General features: G+C 40.9%; 15 protein-coding genes. 7 read left to right on the forward strand and 8 right to left on the reverse strand.

The features are described from left to right. Positions 1 to 180 precede the first annotated feature (180 nt). Positions 181 to 858, forward strand: a complete 678-nt coding sequence (locus tag H5180_RS14690; protein ID WP_145241933.1) for a TorF family putative porin — start codon at positions 181 to 183, stop codon at positions 856 to 858. 142 nt (positions 859 to 1,000) lie between these two features. Here the strand turns inward: H5180_RS14690 and H5180_RS14695 are convergent, their stop codons facing one another. The 3 genes from H5180_RS14695 to H5180_RS14705 all read right to left on the reverse strand — a co-directional run bounded on the left by H5180_RS14695 (position 1,001) and on the right by H5180_RS14705 (position 2,764). Further along, positions 1,001 to 1,894, reverse strand: coding sequence for an aldo/keto reductase family oxidoreductase (locus H5180_RS14695; RefSeq protein ID WP_182758462.1), 894 nt, complete (start codon positions 1,892 to 1,894; stop codon positions 1,001 to 1,003). Positions 1,895 to 2,123: 229 nt separating this feature from the next. After that, on the reverse strand, positions 2,124 to 2,453 hold the full coding sequence (locus tag H5180_RS14700) for a Bor/Iss family lipoprotein (protein ID WP_145241937.1): 330 nt from the start codon (positions 2,451 to 2,453) through the stop codon (positions 2,124 to 2,126). After that, positions 2,450 to 2,764 (reverse strand): Bor family protein, encoded by a 315-nt coding sequence (locus tag H5180_RS14705; protein WP_182758463.1) that lies wholly within the window; start codon positions 2,762 to 2,764, stop codon positions 2,450 to 2,452. Before H5180_RS14705 ends, H5180_RS14700 begins: the two co-directional genes overlap by 4 nt. A 192-nt stretch (positions 2,765 to 2,956) precedes the next feature. On the opposite strand from H5180_RS14705, the gene H5180_RS14710 reads away from it, so the two are divergent. After that, complete coding sequence (locus tag H5180_RS14710; protein ID WP_182758464.1) at positions 2,957 to 3,145, forward strand: hypothetical protein; 189 nt, start codon at positions 2,957 to 2,959, stop codon at positions 3,143 to 3,145. A gap of 212 nt (positions 3,146 to 3,357) precedes the next feature. Next, complete coding sequence (locus tag H5180_RS14715; protein WP_145241943.1) at positions 3,358 to 3,732, forward strand: DUF5329 domain-containing protein; 375 nt, start codon at positions 3,358 to 3,360, stop codon at positions 3,730 to 3,732. Positions 3,733 to 3,787: 55 nt separating this feature from the next. On the opposite strand, the gene H5180_RS14720 is transcribed toward H5180_RS14715, so the two are convergent. After that, positions 3,788 to 7,366 carry a M1 family aminopeptidase gene (locus H5180_RS14720; RefSeq protein WP_182758465.1) on the reverse strand — a complete coding sequence of 1,193 codons (3,579 nt, stop codon included), beginning with the start codon at positions 7,364 to 7,366 and terminating at the stop codon, positions 3,788 to 3,790. Positions 7,367 to 7,377: 11 nt separating this feature from the next. Further along, entirely contained in the window at positions 7,378 to 8,259 is an 882-nt protein-coding gene (locus tag H5180_RS14725) for an ABC transporter ATP-binding protein (RefSeq protein WP_182732365.1), read from the reverse strand. A gap of 557 nt (positions 8,260 to 8,816) precedes the next feature. Between H5180_RS14725 and H5180_RS14730 the strand changes: the two genes are divergently transcribed. Next, complete coding sequence (locus H5180_RS14730; RefSeq protein ID WP_145241949.1) at positions 8,817 to 9,494, forward strand: nitroreductase family protein; 678 nt, start codon at positions 8,817 to 8,819, stop codon at positions 9,492 to 9,494. Here H5180_RS14730 and H5180_RS14735 read toward each other — a convergent pair. Genes H5180_RS14735 through H5180_RS14745 form a run of 3 tightly spaced genes read right to left on the reverse strand, consistent with a single transcriptional unit; the run spans position 9,487 to position 14,132 of the window. Then, entirely contained in the window at positions 9,487 to 10,548 is a 1,062-nt protein-coding gene (locus H5180_RS14735; RefSeq protein WP_145241951.1) for an efflux RND transporter periplasmic adaptor subunit, read from the reverse strand. The two genes, H5180_RS14730 and H5180_RS14735, sit on opposite strands and share 8 nt — an antisense overlap. Then, positions 10,538 to 13,825 (reverse strand): efflux RND transporter permease subunit, encoded by a 3,288-nt coding sequence (locus H5180_RS14740; RefSeq protein ID WP_182758466.1) that lies wholly within the window; start codon positions 13,823 to 13,825, stop codon positions 10,538 to 10,540. Before H5180_RS14740 ends, H5180_RS14735 begins: the two co-directional genes overlap by 11 nt. Before the next feature lie 4 nt (positions 13,826 to 13,829). Then, positions 13,830 to 14,132 carry a metalloregulator ArsR/SmtB family transcription factor gene (locus H5180_RS14745; protein WP_149983086.1) on the reverse strand — a complete coding sequence of 101 codons (303 nt, stop codon included), beginning with the start codon at positions 14,130 to 14,132 and terminating at the stop codon, positions 13,830 to 13,832. Between the two features lie 130 nt (positions 14,133 to 14,262). Here H5180_RS14745 and H5180_RS14750 point away from each other — a divergent pair, with 130 nt between their 5' ends. From H5180_RS14750 to H5180_RS14760, 3 genes are all read left to right on the forward strand, one after another. After that, positions 14,263 to 14,451: a DUF2892 domain-containing protein gene (locus H5180_RS14750; RefSeq protein WP_149983085.1), complete on the forward strand. Its 189-nt coding sequence runs from the start codon at positions 14,263 to 14,265 to the stop codon at positions 14,449 to 14,451. Between the two features lies 1 nt (position 14,452). Next, positions 14,453 to 14,797 (forward strand): rhodanese-like domain-containing protein, encoded by a 345-nt coding sequence (locus tag H5180_RS14755; protein WP_182732369.1) that lies wholly within the window; start codon positions 14,453 to 14,455, stop codon positions 14,795 to 14,797. Positions 14,798 to 14,876: 79 nt separating this feature from the next. Next, a complete protein-coding gene (locus H5180_RS14760; protein WP_182758467.1) occupies positions 14,877 to 16,658 on the forward strand; it encodes an alkaline phosphatase in 1,782 nt (593 codons plus the stop codon). Positions 16,659 to 16,684 lie beyond the last annotated feature (26 nt).

The following is a 16,684-nucleotide window of genomic DNA, read 5'->3' on the forward strand; positions in this document are numbered from 1 at the left end:
ATAAATATTTATACCTTTGTTTATAAAGTAATTTAAATATAAATTATTGCTTTTCATTTAACTTGGCACAAGCAGTGCAATTATCCTGGTAGACAACTAAAAATAGGATCCGCAATTATAGACTGCAATCTAATTAATAATTGCGAGCCAAAAAATCAGCATAACAACAGGATACCAAACATGTTAAAACTAAAATCAGCAATTGCGATCAGCACACTTGTACTCATGGGTGCAACATCTACAGCAGCATATGCAGAAGTAACAGCCAATGCCGCAGCAACTTCAAACTACTTATGGCGTGGTCAAGAACAAACCGGTGGTGATGCTGCAATTTCAGGTGGTATTGATTATGCCAACGAATCAGGTTTTTATGCTGGTACTTGGGCTTCAAATGCAAGCTGGGCCGATGAAATGACCTACGAGCTTGATCTCTATGCTGGTTTTGGTGGCGATATTAATGAAAATATGAGCTACGACGTTGGCTACATCTATTACGCTTACCCTGATGCAGCTTCTGGCGCAGACGCTGATTTTTCTGAAATTTACGGTAGCATCAGTATGGGTGGCTTTAGCTTTGGCGCATCAGTTCTTGCAACTTCAGCCGCAAGCGGTGATGGCACAGACTTTGGTGATTCGTTATACCTGACTGCAGATTACGGTTTCGCAGTTGGTACTAATGGCACTGAAATGGCTTTACACTTAGGTCACTACTCTGGTGATTTTATTGGTGATGACGATATCATCGACTACGGCGTATCTATCTCTAAAGATGGCTTCACTTTTGGTCTATCTGATACCGATATGGATGACAGTGATATTAAGGCTTACGTTGCTTTTTCAATGGACTTTAGCCTATAAAAAAGAATGTGTTACTTGCTGCAACACTAAGGGCCGTAAGGCCCTTTCTCGATCTTGGTAAGCGGTAAAAGCGACTAAGTTCAGATTTTATGTCAAGACTTACCCTAAACTCAGACTGCTTATAGCTTAAAACTTACAACTCCTATGGCACACTGTGCCCTGTTGAACCCTGCCAAATACGATACCATTGTTCACGACTGAGTTTTAACTGCTTAGCGGCAACAGCCGATTTAACACGCTCAATGTTGCCAGTACCCAGTACCACTGATGGGGAACTTGGGTGCATTAATAACCACGCGTAAACCACTTGATCAATAGAACTTGCACCAATTTCGCTGCCGACTTGCTCAAGTACTTGACGCAGGCGAATCGCTTTTTCATCATTTTCTGCAAAAATGCGACCGCCAGCCAAAGGTGACCAACACATAGGTTTAATATCAAGTAACTGACATTGGTCTAAACTACCATCATCAAGTGCTTGCATTTCATACGGTGAAAATTCAATTTGATTGGTCACCAATTCAAAATCAAGACGCGACTGCAATAAACTTAGTTGTGATGGCGTAAAGTTTGATACACCAAAATCGAGTACATCACCATTTTGCTTAAGAGTAGTGAATGCCTCAGCTACTTCGTCTGCATTCATCAAATAATCAGGGCGATGAATAAGTAATGCATCTAATCTATCGGTATTAAAATGCTTTAACGATTGCTGTGCTGAGCTAATAATATGTGCGGCACTCGAATCGTAATGATTAGCTTGGCCTGCTAATCCTAAGCTTGCAAAAGCAGGTTTAATACCACACTTGGTAATAATTCTAATCTCATCTCGAATACTTGGCTTTAAAGCCAAGGTTTTACCAAACTCTGCTTCACAGCCATATCCACCGTAAATGTCAGCGTGATCGGTGTGCCTTACGCCAGCTTCAATTGCTTGCTCGAGAAAAGCTAAACACTGTTGTGGAGTAATTTGCCAATCTAATAATCGCCAAAACCCTAGTACTAGTTCGTCAATTTTACGCTCTGCGTTGTTCATTATTATCTCTCAACTATTTGGTGCACGACGCTAAAAAATGCCAGCCTCTATACGAATGGACTATATTCTACTAACTTAATATACTTTTAATAGAGAGAAGAAGATAATATATCCAGCATAGAAAAAGCACCCATTAAAAAGTGAGTGCGATGCTAACTATATGATTGAGTTAAATAAGGTTAAGGTACTTAACTAGTACAACTTTAACATGATCTTTGATTATTAAAAATTACTGCACTTTATACGGTACCTGTGCACAACTCACCTCAACTGTTTTTGGGTACCAAATAGGCCCAACTTCGTTAACAACCAGTTCTGCTAAGCCATTAGTAAATGATTTATAAGTGTGCACACTTTGCCATTGCGGATCAGGGCAAATCTCAGATAAATCAACCGCATTCGAGCCCTCATAAAGAGCGGCGGCAAAGTTGTGATGCCATTGCTCACTTTTATGGTTTTCAGCTAAGTCATCATATTCACCGTTATCAAAATGAATATTAGTACACCCCGCTAACACGACAATAAATACAATAGTGAACAACCCTGTTAACTTTTTCATATTCCAACTCCTTCGCTACCTTGCTCCTGACACCAGACTTTAATTGTGTGTGGTGCATAAACACCTAACGTGACTAACCCTAGCGCACCATCGATAAATGTTTGTTGTGATTGCATTTGCACCACAGTTTGATCGCCACATACCTTTTTTACATCAACACGCTGCTCACCAACCAGTCCCCACATAAAAAATGGACGGCTATCTTGATAAGTTGGTTTTGAGCTAAGTTTAGCCATTTTTTGTGGTTGGATTGTTACAGCTGAACACCCTCCAAGCACAATAAATAACAAACTTATTAAAAAAATTCGCATAACTTAATCCTGATTAATTTAGTGGTGCAGAGTGTAAAATGAATGCCTACTAAAAAAAGTAAGAAACTGTATTGAAAATGTAGAAACAAACTGTATTCATTAGCTTGGCAAGCTTTTTTAGGAACTTTTTCTTATTTAGAGCACCTAAAATGCAGTAACATTCTTTTTAGTCAAATTGCTTTAAGGTCATTGATGCAGATAAAATCATTTTCTTTTATTGCTATTGTAGCAATTGCAATTGCTTTGCTAAGCATCACAGCATTGGCCACTGCACTATTGTCAGACGAATATAAAGGCTTTACTGAAACAGCTCATACACTCACGCAAGATGTAACAACATCAAGGACCGATTATTTTTGCAGGGGAACTCAATGCATGTAGTGATGCAAGGCAAAAGGTAGCTATTACCGCACTTTATAAGCTTGGTTTCTCAAAAACGCTTTATATTGATGATAAACGGACAAATGCTTTTGGTCTTGCGCTTTAACAAATATAGCCCCGCGGTGTGACCGTTAATACAACCCGTGTGCCACAACAACAAAGCTCAGATCACAATCCTATAATGGTAAATTTACACCTAAATGAGGCTATAGATGAAACACTTACCCCATAATATATACGTTTTTATAGCGTGCCTTTTACTGTGCGTTAGTCGGCTAAGTGTTGCAGCAAGCGCAGATCAGGAAGTCAGTCACTTAATTAGTTTTATTAAGCAAAGTAAAGCAACGTTTATTCGAAATGGCGATGAACATAACAGTGAAGAAGCGGCTGAGCATTTAGCCATGAAATACCGAAAAGCCAAACGCTATGCAAAAACCGCTGATGATTTTATTGACAACCTTGCCAGCAAAAGTTCATGGAGTGGTAAAGCCTATACGGTTATTTTACCTGATAGTAGCACATTAACCGCTAGCAAATGGTTAACTGATGAATTAGCCCGTTTTAGAGCAATAGAAAAGCCGCAATAAATGCGGCTTTTCACCTTGTGAAAGTGGATATAAACCAAGTCTCAGCTAACGAACTCTAAAACTTAGCCAAGTTATCAACACTATCTTTATCAATTAACTTAACAAAAGGATCAACCCCTGCGAAAAGCGGCTTTTCTTTCACTTTTAGTTCAATGGTGTTAGTGCCGGTTACTAACCGGTGCTTTTGTGAATAAATCACAAAATCTTCAGCTAGTAGGTTTTCAGGATCATCGTTAAATAATGCAATATCAATCATTTCATCAAGTGGTTGCTCTGCTTCTTCACCTTGACCATCGGCACGCTTTTTAGCGGCCTCGACAGTTAGAGTGACCGTGTACAAGCCATCACTATCAGCCTCATCAGATACTTTCGCTTCTTTCATTGTCAGCTCATATAAAGTGATATACATAAACTGATCATCAATGAACGCTTGCTCTGCGGGAGTCGCGTCACGTTTCAAATAACTAAGTAAATCTAACGTGGTCGGGTAAGGATTACTTTGATATTTAAAGTCACTAACAAACTCTTTTAAAATGCTGTTTAAACGCTCCTCACCAAACAAATCATGCATGGCCATCATCACCACTGAACCTTTTTGGTAATAAATATGCGCTTGGCTTTCTACTTTATACAACGGCATTTCTTGATACGCTTCAACCGAGCGACCTTGCAAATACTTATCAAGTTCATACTTTAAGAATTTACGTAGCTTTTGCTCACCGTATTTTTTCTTAAGTACCATAATTGCGCTGTATTGCGATAAACTTTCTGACAATACTGCAGCACCTTGCACATTAGCTCCGGTAACCTGATGCCCCCACCACTGGTGAGCCACCTCATGAGCAGTAACATAGTAAGGCACATCAATCTTAGTACTGTCTCGGTTATCTGTAATAAAGCCTATTTGCTCTGAATAAGGTACAGTATTAGCAAAGCTTTGTGCAAATGACTCATAACCAGGGAACTCAATAATACGCATTTGCTTATGTTGATAAGGACCAAACTCCGCAGAAAAATAATCAATTGAATCAGTAACCGACTCAATCATACGATCCACGTTCCACGTATGGTCTTGATGGTAATAGACTTCAACATTTACTCCATTATGCGTTATTTTTTTAGACTCTAAACGAGCGGATAAAATGGCATAAAAGTTTATTATTGGTGAATCCATTTCATAACGGAACGTGCGTCGTCCGTCAGTCACTGTTTCACTTTTTAAATAACCTGGTGCAATTGCAAATTGCGACTCATCAGTAGTAATGGTTGCAGCAAAGTTGATAAAACCACCATTCGCGCCAAACATGCTTTGTTTGTAATACTGAGTGTCTTCAAGTTTATTAGCACGCTGTAGCTCAGGTAAGCCACGTTTACGACGCTCATGTTTATCCGTTAATTGATAACTGTCGTTATAACCAAAGCGCGGGAATAAGCGCCAATTATCAATAAAGGTGCCATTAGCAACAAGCTTAGTATCGGTGTTGCTATCGGCAAAACCTTGGTGGCTGCGCTCGACTGAAATCTCACCTTTGCGCACTTCACCAGGCATTAATGGCTGAGTAAATTCAAACCACGCTGAGTTATAGTCAGGCAATTGTTCAGTGATGTCCCCTCCGGCAATTTTAACACTCCACTGAGGGCTGTTATCCGGTTTACTCACCAAAAATCGCTTAATTGCTTGCTCACTAGTATTGGTAATAAGCACATTGGCAGTGGCGAGTATTTTGCGCTGCTGTGGATATATCGCAACATTAAGATCAACGTCAGTGATTATCGGCAGTGGGTCATCTTTATACTGCACAAACTGTTGCTCGTATTCAACTTGCAAGTTTTCAAGTTGATCTTTAGTATAAAAATCATTCAGCACTCTTGTATTATAATAAATTTGTGCGCCCGCAGCGATAAATACCACTAACCCAAGTACTGCCGCCGCTTGCCCTTTTCGACCTAAGTTATATTTTAACTGCGCAAAACGATTGCGTAAGCTTTGTGACGGGCCACGGTGCCACAATGCAAGCCCAATAACGGCTAGCACCACACTTAACCCTCCCCAATAAAGTGTGTACCATGCCACTCCAGTTAAGTAATGACCATAACCGTTAATATCTGAATAAGCAGCAGGACTTAATTGGGCAAAATGAAACATATTATGACTAAACCCATAATTACTTAGCACTATTGACACTAAATAATACAGTCCAAATAATCCCATGCCGATGTATTTATTAGCACTGATTATCTGCAGAAAAAAGGCCAGAATAGCGAGCATTACAAAAGGTAAAAAAGCAAAATAACCTAACCTAAATAGGTATTGTCCAAGCTCTAAATTAAACTGTCCTTTAATTAGCTGTACAGTAATTGTCAGTACCATACTAAAAATATAAAGCAGACCAATAACACTCACTAAAGCCAATAGCTTAGACACCCAAAACACACTATTATGCACCGGAAAGCTATCGACAATATCACCCATGCCGCTATTACGTTCACGCCATACTAGCTCAGCGCTGTAGTACACAATAACAACAGTAATTAATAGTCCTATTGCATTTTGAATGATACCAACCATGTTTTGAGTAACAGGCCAATTAACTGTGCCATACCAACCAACTGGAGCTAGTAATGGCACCATAAGTACAGCTAAAGTAATAATACCTAAAATCAAAAATGGCGCACTGATAACAACTTGTTTAAACTCAAAAGCACAGCGCAATAATAGCTGTTGTTTGAAAGAACTTGCGCTCGCTTTGTGATTTACCGAAGAAGCAATGAGAGCCGCCTCTTTTTGTTTAGTTAAATTAGAGGCAGCGAGTTTCTTCTTTTCGCGCTTGATAACAATGCGAGATGACAGCTTGCCTGAGGCAAAAAATATAACAGCTGCCAATATAACCCATAATATACGATTAAATAGTAAAACCCCTGTTAGCTCTAACGTTTGAGTATTTTTATCACTCGCAGTCCAATAACGAGTAATATCAAGTAATGAGCCACTTGCAAAAGGATCGGCATAACCCACTATCCATCGAAACGCTAAATCATCAAAGTAAACAGATACGGTAGAGTAGGCGATTAAAAATGCAACCGCGGTAAGATATACTGCCATCATTGAGCGAAAATACGTTGCCACACCATTAAATATAGCCGCTAAAACAAACAAGCTAGGCACTGCCATATAAAAATAGGCCGTTAAGTAATAGCCTAACTTGTTATCTCCTACCAACTCAGGATCAAGCCAACCAACTAGCAAACCAAAACCAGATCCTAAATATATTCCCAGCGGTACAAACGCAAAAATAAGCGCAACAACACAGTACGAACCTAAAAAGCGCCCTAATTGATACATTAATGGCTTGAATGGCTTGCTAAAAACCAGCTCTGACATATTCGTTTCATCATTACGAATCGCAGAACCAGCAACAAAATTTACCACTAAAAAAATAGCAAACTGAAGCAAAATACTAACTAGCATCAAGATACTAAATGGTGAATTCACATTAACGTTGCTGCCACCAAGTAAGACGTTGTCACTGCTACTTGCAAAAAAAGCCACTAAAAAAAAGATTAAAGCGGTTACATAAAATGAAGGCTGACGTATAAAATAACGCAGCTCAAAGGTAAGCATATTTAAAAACATGATATCCTCCCCTACGCTGCACTGATATTACGATGCTGATGCAAAGTAGAAAAATACACATCTTCTAAGTTAGCATGACTAGCAGTAAACCCTTCAGGAGCTTGCTCACCATACACATTTAAAATTGTCTGCCCAGCGAATAAACGCTTTGAAATCACTGGTAGATGCTGTTCAAGCTCTTGCGCTTCAGTTTGGTTGGTTGTTTTTTGCCAAATTTTACCTTGGAGTTTATCAGTAAGTGCTATTGGGTTACCTTCAAGTAAAATTTTGCCACTGGCTAATACCGCCATATTAGGGCAAAGCTCCGCGACATCTTCAACAATGTGAGTTGATAAAATGACCACTTTTTTCTCGCCAAGGCTTACTAATAAATTATGAAAACGATTACGCTCTTCAGGATCAAGACCTGCTGTTGGCTCATCAACAATCAGTAAATCAGGGTCACCAAGTAATGCTTGTGCGATACCAAAACGCTGGCGCATACCACCAGAAAAACCACTCACGGCTTTATTACGATGCTGATACAAATTTGTATGTGCCAACAAGCCTTCAACCGACTCTTTACGCAGTGCTTTATTATCGAGCCCTTTTAAAACAGCCATATGATCAAGTAAGTCATAAGCTGAAACTCGCGGATAAACACCAAAATCTTGTGGTAGGTAGCCTAAACGCTGACGAAGCGCTTGTGGGTCTTTAAATGCATCAATACCGTCAAAGATCACAGAACCTGCATCGGCTGACTGCAAAGTGGCAACAGTACGCATTAACGATGATTTACCGGCGCCATTTGGTCCAAGTAATCCAAACAGACCTTTTCCTATTGATAAATCAACCCCTTGTAGTGCGTGCACCCCGTTATCGTAAGTTTTTGATAACCCAGTTATTGATAGCATTTTTACTTCCTAGTATTTGATTATAATAATTATTTATACGAAGTAAGTTACATTACCAGTAAGTTAGTAACAATAGCAGGAGGTTGTAATTTTGTAACAGAATGAAAACAGAAAAGCCGCAATAAGTGCGGCTTGGTTTCACTCTTAGGAGAGGTGAACTTAAATTCTGAAGTAACACTAACTCAAAGCTGTATTTAATACTGCAGTAGTTATTTTCATCATCAGTTTGCACTAGCGATAACTTTATATAACTAAGTTATCGACAAAATCTGCCTGCACTAATGATTTTTGAATGTCTAAATAATGACTGCCGGTATGCTCGGCTGAGTATTCAAAGCATGTGCTTGTAATAATGTTGCTTTGTTTTTAGCTACCCATGCATTCTTAATTTCGAACTATACTGTATGAAAATATAGCTGAACAATCTGTGAACACAATGTGCAATTAACAATCATTATTTTAGGAAATAACATAACTGTAAAGTAGATATTACTTGCACCTAATCTCGCTACTGGGTATAAAAATAGTTATCAACATTTAATAAGAAGCGAAAAGCCATGCAGCAACATGACCACCAACCACTTACAGACTTTATTGAATATCCACATGAACAGATGCTTGAACGCGCTAATGAGTTTTTAACGACAAGCCAGCGTCGTCATACAATTCGTAGTTTTAGCGACCGACCGGTGCCAAAAGATATTATTCAAACCTGCATTAAAGCCGCAGCTACAGCACCAAGTGGTGCAAACCACCAACCGTGGCATTTTGTAGCAATTAATAGTAGTGATGTGAAAAAGCAAATTCGTGAAGCAGCCGAGAAATTAGAACGCTCATTTTATGAAGGCCGCGCTGGTGAAGAGTGGTTAGATGCTCTAAAGCCATTAGGCACTGATGCCAGCAAACCTTATTTAGAGCATGCACCTTGGCTAATTGCCGTATTCAGCCAAAAGAAAGGCGGCTTAAATACTGATGATAAAAACACCAACTACTATGTGCATGAGTCAGTCGGTATTGCCACCGGCTTTTTAATTCAAGCATTACATCGCGCAGGGCTTGCAACACTAACTCACACACCTAAACCAATGAGCTTTTTAACCGACATTTGTGGCCGCGACAAAGACAACGAACGCCCCTATATGCTGCTCATTGCCGGTTACCCAAGTGATGATGCTACTGTTCCTAATCATGCCTTGGTGAAAAAATCACTCGATGAAGTTGCGACCTTCATTTAGGTTTAAAATCCACCGCTAATGTGTCGCCGGCGTTAAGCCCGGCGATAATATGCTGTTTAGCATTAATCACCTCCCCTAAACGAACAAAGCGGCGCTCAATCTTTTGCTCGTTAATAACATATACCATGGCTAATTGACCGTACTCATGCACCCAACTTGGCTCAATTAAAATTCCTTGCTCGGTATCCAGTGGCAAGTGAAGCTGTGCATATAAACCAGGCATCAAGTTTGATTGTGTTGGCAACTCTAAACGAATTAACATACTACGTGCAGCACTATCGGCAATCGGAACAATTTCACTCACCACCGCAACAGCGGTTATATTAAGTGAAGGCAAACTGACCGTTAAGCTTTGACCCAGTGTGAGGCTAATTGCCTGACGTTCTCGCACATTAAATTCAAGCTGTAATTGTTGTGGATTATAAAGTGCCAATAAAGGTGAACCAGGCACTGCGGTATCACCTGGTTCAACTAACCGCTCTACAACAACTCCAGAAATGGGCGCTTTTATACGGGTAAATTCAAGTGCGACTTGTGCTTGGGTTTGCTGTTGCTTGGCAACAGCTAAGCTTGCGGTTAAGTTATCAAATTTCGCTTTAGCCTCATCATTATCACTAACCGATACCAACCCTTGTGAATATAAGTCAGTTACGCGCTTAAGCTGTTTATCAGCTTGTGTAAGTGACGCTTGAATGGCTTTTATTTGCGCATCACTTTGTGCCAATTGCGCTTTAAAATCGTCTTGCTGCAAAGTAATGAGAACATCGCCTTGCACAACACTATCACCAGCACGTACATTTAAACGTTCCACTTGTGCCATCACTCGTGACGAAATTTGCGTGTTTTGTTTTGCAATCACAGTACCGGGAACATCTTCACTGCGCTTGATCGCCGTCAGCTCAACGGTAGCGACTTTTCCCTCATATGTCGTTGCTAATACGGGTTTATTTCCTGCGGCTTGTTTATTTGAAAAGCTGCCTGCCATATAAAGCACAGCAACAATAATCACTAACAACGCAATGATTGAGCCGAACAGTTTTGATTTACCTTGCATGAGCTTCATCCTCGGTTGTTTGTGTGTTCGCAAACACTAAATAATAAACTAGCGGCACCACAAACAACGAAAACAATGTTGATGCCACAATGCCAAAAATAATAGCGATAGCAAGACCACTAAATACGGGGTCTAACGTAATCACTAAGTTGCCTAATAAAGTTGTGCCAGCAGTCAGTAATACTGGCCGCATCCGCGTTGTGCCTGCGGCAATCAATGCCGCTTTTATTGCCATCCCTTGCCCGCGAGCTTGATTAATAAACTCAACTAAAATAAGCGAGTTACGCACCACAATACCAGCAAGTGCTATCATGCCGATCATCGCTGTTGCGGTGAATAGCACAGGCTCTGGAGCACCGGCTATGGAGCGCTCACCAAACTGATTTAATAACCAAAAACCCGGCATAATACCAATCACAGTAAGTGGAATAGCCGACATAATAATCAGTGATAAACTGGCAGATTGCGTTTGTATTCGTAAAATAATAAAAATGGCGGTTAACGCAAAAGCAAACGCAATTCCCATATCTCTAAACACATCAATTGTGATCCGCCATTCACCTTCACCACTAAACGTTACATGCGTGCCTTGTGGTAATTGCCAAGCCTGAGTTCCACCGTTATTAAAAAAGCTGCGGGCTAACCAATTTGTTTGCTCAAAATCATCGCTACTTACATTTAAATCAGCGTTTACGTCCGCAATGATTTCTGCAGGAGTACGGCCATTAAGCTCTGCCATCACGTATACAACCTCGCGTTGGTCTTTACGCATAATCGGTTTTGCGACATTTAGGTTATGAAATTCACCCAGCTCAGATAAAGCCACCAACGGTCGTGGCGCACTAGTTAAACCAAACTCATTAGTTGATTTTGCCAGCTCTCTATCACCTCTGATTTGTATAGCAAGCAGTTGCGCTAATTGGTTTCGCTGCTGATATGGTAATTGCATTTTGATCTCAACGGGCTGCGTTTCACCACTGACATACATTACACCCACATTTTTACCCGCAGATGCAATCGTTAATGTATTGGCAATATCTTGTGTTGATACCGCCGACAAAGCCGCCTTGGCTTTATCGGTAATAAAGCGCTGCATCGGTGCCGTGGCTGCAATACTTGTATCAACTTCAACCACATGGGGCTCTTGCTTCAGTCGTTGTGCAACTTGTTGAGCCGCTTGATGGTGGGTTTGCGTATCAACAAACGGATCACGATACACTTCAGCCACTAAGGTGCTAAATACTGGCGGCCCGGGTGGAACTTCAACCACTTTTATCACAATGCCATTAACGGCCAATGGCTCAAGCTGTTTACGTAAACGCATCACGACACCATGAGACTGTTGCTCGCGCTGCGCTTTGTCTAATAGTAATACTCTAAGCTCAGCTAAATTAGCGGCCTCACGGCGATAATAACCGCGCACCATACCATTAAAATCCATGCTTGATGGTTGCCCAACATACGCAGCTATTTCACTTACTTCACTAAGCTGCCATGTTATAGCTTGTACTTTACGAACGGTCAGTGTTGTTTGCTCCAGATTCGTCCCCTCGGGCATATCTATCAGTACTTGTAGTTCATTTTTATTATCAAACGGCAATAACTTCAGCGGCACCATTCGCATCACGGGCAGCAATGCACTGATAATAAATAATCCTAAGGTTGCCCATAAAATCAGTTTTGCGCGCCCTTTACTGGCCAGTAAAGGCGTTAATAAGCGTTCATAAATAGCTACTTTAGGGGAAGTTAAATCATTGTGCTCAACAACCGGTTCTTTTAATAACTTCATGGCAAGCCAAGGAGTTACAAAGAATGCCACAATGGTTGAGACCATCACGCTTACAGGCACATTAAATGCCATTGGTGCCATATATGGGCCCATCATGCCAGTGATATAAGCCAAAGGAATAAAAGCCACCATGATGGTCAGTGTCGACATTAATAATGCACCACGTATTTCGCTCATTGCAGCGACAATCTGTTGTTTTTTATTGCCTTTGTTTTGTAAAAAACGGCTAATATTATCAATGCCCGTTATCGGATCATCCACCAGCAAGCCCAGTGATAATATCAATGCAAATAACGTTACTCGGTTGATGGTGTAACCAAACGCAAAATCGAGGCTTAAGGTTATGCCATAACAAATTGGCACAGCTAAACCAACAACGATAGCGGGTCGCCAGCCTAAGAACACGCCAACAAAAATCACTACGGTAAATACCGCAAACACTAAGCTTGAGGTTAAGTTATTCACTTTTTCGTTAGCGGTTTGCCCGTAATCTCTAAGTATTGTGTAATCTATTTGCGAAGGTAAAAAATTAGTTTTTAAATCAGCCATCATTGCGTGTACATCATTTGCGACCGCGACTGCATTTGTGCCCGCTTTTTTAGCAACACTTAAGGTGACTAAAGGATGCTCTTGTGTGGTATCAGATTGCGCTAGCCACTGATAATTTTCAGGCTCACTTGGTCCATCGAGTACTTTTGCAATATCTTTTAAATAAACACTTTTGCCGTTAATAACATTTACAACAAGCTGCTCAATCGCGGCTTTTGTTCGTAACACATCACCAGCTTGTAGCATGATTTGTTGCTCTGCATTAACAACACTGCCAACCTGAGATAATTGATTAGATACACTCAGTGCATAATAAATATCGCTGAGCGTAGTTTGATGAGCTGCTAGGGCCGTCGCATCTAAATTGACCGTTAAAGTGCGTTGGCGCCCAGCAATCACTTTAACTTCACTGGTGTTTTCTATGCGCTGTAAACTATTCGCAATTTCGTTAGCAAAACGGGTTAACTCATAGTCGTTATATAATTTAGGATCTTTACTAAATAAGCCTAGCATCACAATCGGCACGTCATTTACTTCGACCGGGCGCACCTGCCATGAGCTAATAACTGACGCCATGGTATGTTGATAACTATATAGTTTGGCGTAAGTATCGAGGATTGCTTGTTCACGATCATGACCCACAGTAAAGCGCAATGTCACCACAGTGCCATTACTTTGTGTGGTTGAATAAATATGCTCAACACCGCGTAATTGCGCCAATAACTTCTCGAGTGGTTGCGTGACCAGCCTTGCCACTTCGGGAGCTTCAATGTTAGGAGCTGAGACATAAATATCCAGCATCGGCACCACTATTTGCGGTTCTTCTTCACGGGGAGTTTGCTGTAAAGCCATAATGCCAAGCAACACAGCCATTACAAAAATAATGATAGGAATACGCCCGTTAAGACTATTTTTTACTGCACTGTCGAGCTTATCCATTTGGTTATTCCTTACAAAATAAACCATAGAGCGTGGCTAACATAGCCTGTGCGTTGTCGTTAATCACCCGATAATAGATGGTCTGGCTTTCGCGACGAGTACTAACAATATTTGCTTTTCGTAGTGCAGCCAAATGCTGCGATAAAGCAGACTGTGCCAGTGGTACAGCCGCATTTAATTCAGAAACACTCATTTCACGCCCCTGCAAAGAGCACAAAATCATTAAACGGTTTTTATTTGCTAAAATTTTTAATAGCTGCTCAGCATGCTCTACGTTATTAGCCATAGCTGCAAAGTCGATAGTCATAGTTCCACTCTTATATTCAAAGTACAGCAGATTATAGTTAGCTATATTAGAAAAGTCTAATATTATAATTTACTAATGTAGCTTTATCTAATATATTAAATAGTAACAGTCACTATTACTAAGGTTAACCGTGAAACTAAACGATGCTCTTCGCTTGATAGCAGGTGTAATGATTTGCATATCATTGTTACTACAGCAATTTCATGATCCATTGTGGATTTGGTTTACAGTGTTTATTGCTCTAAACTTAATTCAATCAGCATTTAGTAAATGGTGCCCGATGATCACTCTTTTAAAAAAACTAGGTTTCGAGGAATAACATGCTTACTTCAATCCCAGATCTAATGAAAATAATTACGCCAAATCAACGCCGCATTGAGGCTACACAGGCCAAGCAAGAAATTGCTGACAACAAAGGGCTATTAATTGACGTACGTGAACCCGCCGAACATGCGGCAAAAGCAGCTATCGGCGCAATTAATATTCCCCGAGGTTTACTAGAAATGAAGTTAATGGAAATCGAAAAAGACCCAGCTCGGCCAATTTACTTACACTGCGCCAGTGGCGCACGCGCAACATTAAGCGCTGAAGCACTTACCCGCGTTGGTTATGAAAACGTCACCGTTATTACCTGTAATGCAGAACAGGTTTGCCAAGTATTTTAATGCAATTGGCATAACAGCTTCACATAAAAGTCATACTGGTCGGATAAGCTCTTACTTTTAAATTTAGCGGTACAGAGCAATGACGTTTACGCGAAGAAATTTTTTAAAAGCCTCGGCGGCAGGATTTGGTGTCGCCGTTTTATCATTAGGATTAACAGCTTGTCGGTTTGACGATGAAGATGACGACATTCTTGACGTGAGCTTTGTTCATGGTGTTGCCAGTGGTGATCCATTAGCTGACAGCCTAATTCTGTGGACTCGTGTAACCCCTCTAGATCCAACAACCACCAGCATTAAAGTACAATGGCAAGCAGCAACCGACCCTAACTTTGCTAATATCAGCCACAATGGTGAAACACATATAAGTGCAGCTACAGACTTCACCCTAAAAGTCGACTTACAAGGCTTAAACGCCAACACCACTTACTATTATCGCTTTAAATCGAATGGCAAAACCTCACCTATTGGTGCAGGTAAAACACTACCAACAGGCAGCATTGATAAAGTGAAATTTGCTGTTATATCGTGTGCCAACTACCCCGCAGGCTTTTTCCATGTGTATGGTGAAATAGCCAAGCAAACAGACATAGACGCTGTATTGCATTTAGGTGATTACATCTATGAATACGGCAATGATGGCTACGCTACTGAAGATGCTGGTATTTTAGGCCGTTTACTGCCAGAAGATAACAGTGACGAAATAATTAGCTTAGCTGATTACCGTAACCGCTATGCCCACTATCGTACTGATTCAAACTTACAAGCTGCGCATAGTAACTGTGCATTTATTACTGTGTGGGATGACCACGAAATTACCAATGACACATGGCGAAATGGCGCAGAAAACCATAATGAAGGCGAAGGTGAATTTAGCGAACGTAAGCTACATGCCCTACAGGCCTATTTTGAATGGATGCCAATTCGTAATGTAGCTGATAAAGAAAGAATTTACCGTCGCTTTGAGTTTGGTAATTTAGTCTCTTTATACATGCTAGACACGCGTGTACTCGCCCGTGATGAACAGCTAAACTATGCTGATTTTGACCTAACCAGTGCACAAGGACAAAGTGATTTTGCAAACGCACTAAGCTCACCATCGCGCGCATTACTTGGCAATGAGCAGCTAACATGGCTCACTGATGGCATGACAACATCAAACTCAAAATGGCAGGTACTTGGCCAACAAGTACTGATGACCAAAATGCATTTGCCGTTTGAAGTACTGCAACTACTAGTGAGCTTACAAATAAGTCAAGCAAATGGCGGCGACACAAATGCATTATTAGCACAAGCATCGGCATTATTTGCTGAACTTGCACAAATCAAAGGCCGCGTGCTTGCAGGCGATCCAAGTGTTACTGATGCCGAACGCGCTCGAGTTGATACTACTGCACCATACAATTTAGATGCATGGGATGGTTACGCCTACGAACGTGAAGTGCTGCTTGGTACTGCCATTGCCGCACAAAAGAACTTAGTGGTTTTAGCGGGTGATACTCATAACGGTTGGGCTGGGCAATTAGTTACTGATGCTGCAAACCCAATTGCAGCGTCACAAAATGCCGGTGTAGAATTTGCTACCTCTTCTGTGTCTTCGCCTGGTCTTGAAGAATATCTAGCACTGAATACGCAAGGGCCAGAAGCAACCGCACAAATGGAGCAAGTAATCCCATTATTGGTTAATGATTTAATCTATAACAACCTCGTAGATCGTGGCTACTTAACCGTTACTTTTACCCCAGAGCAAGCCACCGCTAAGTGGAATTACGTGAGCAGCATTAAAACCGCTTCATACGAAATGCAAACCGAGCGCAGTAAAGAACTACGTATGCTAGCAGGTCAGCCAGTAATACAAGGGTAAAGATTCTAGGTGCTAGGAAAAAGCTT

It is taken from the genome of Pseudoalteromonas sp. SR41-4 (assembly GCF_014163985.1).
GTDB classification, from domain to species: Bacteria; Pseudomonadota; Gammaproteobacteria; order Enterobacterales; family Alteromonadaceae; genus Pseudoalteromonas; species Pseudoalteromonas rhizosphaerae.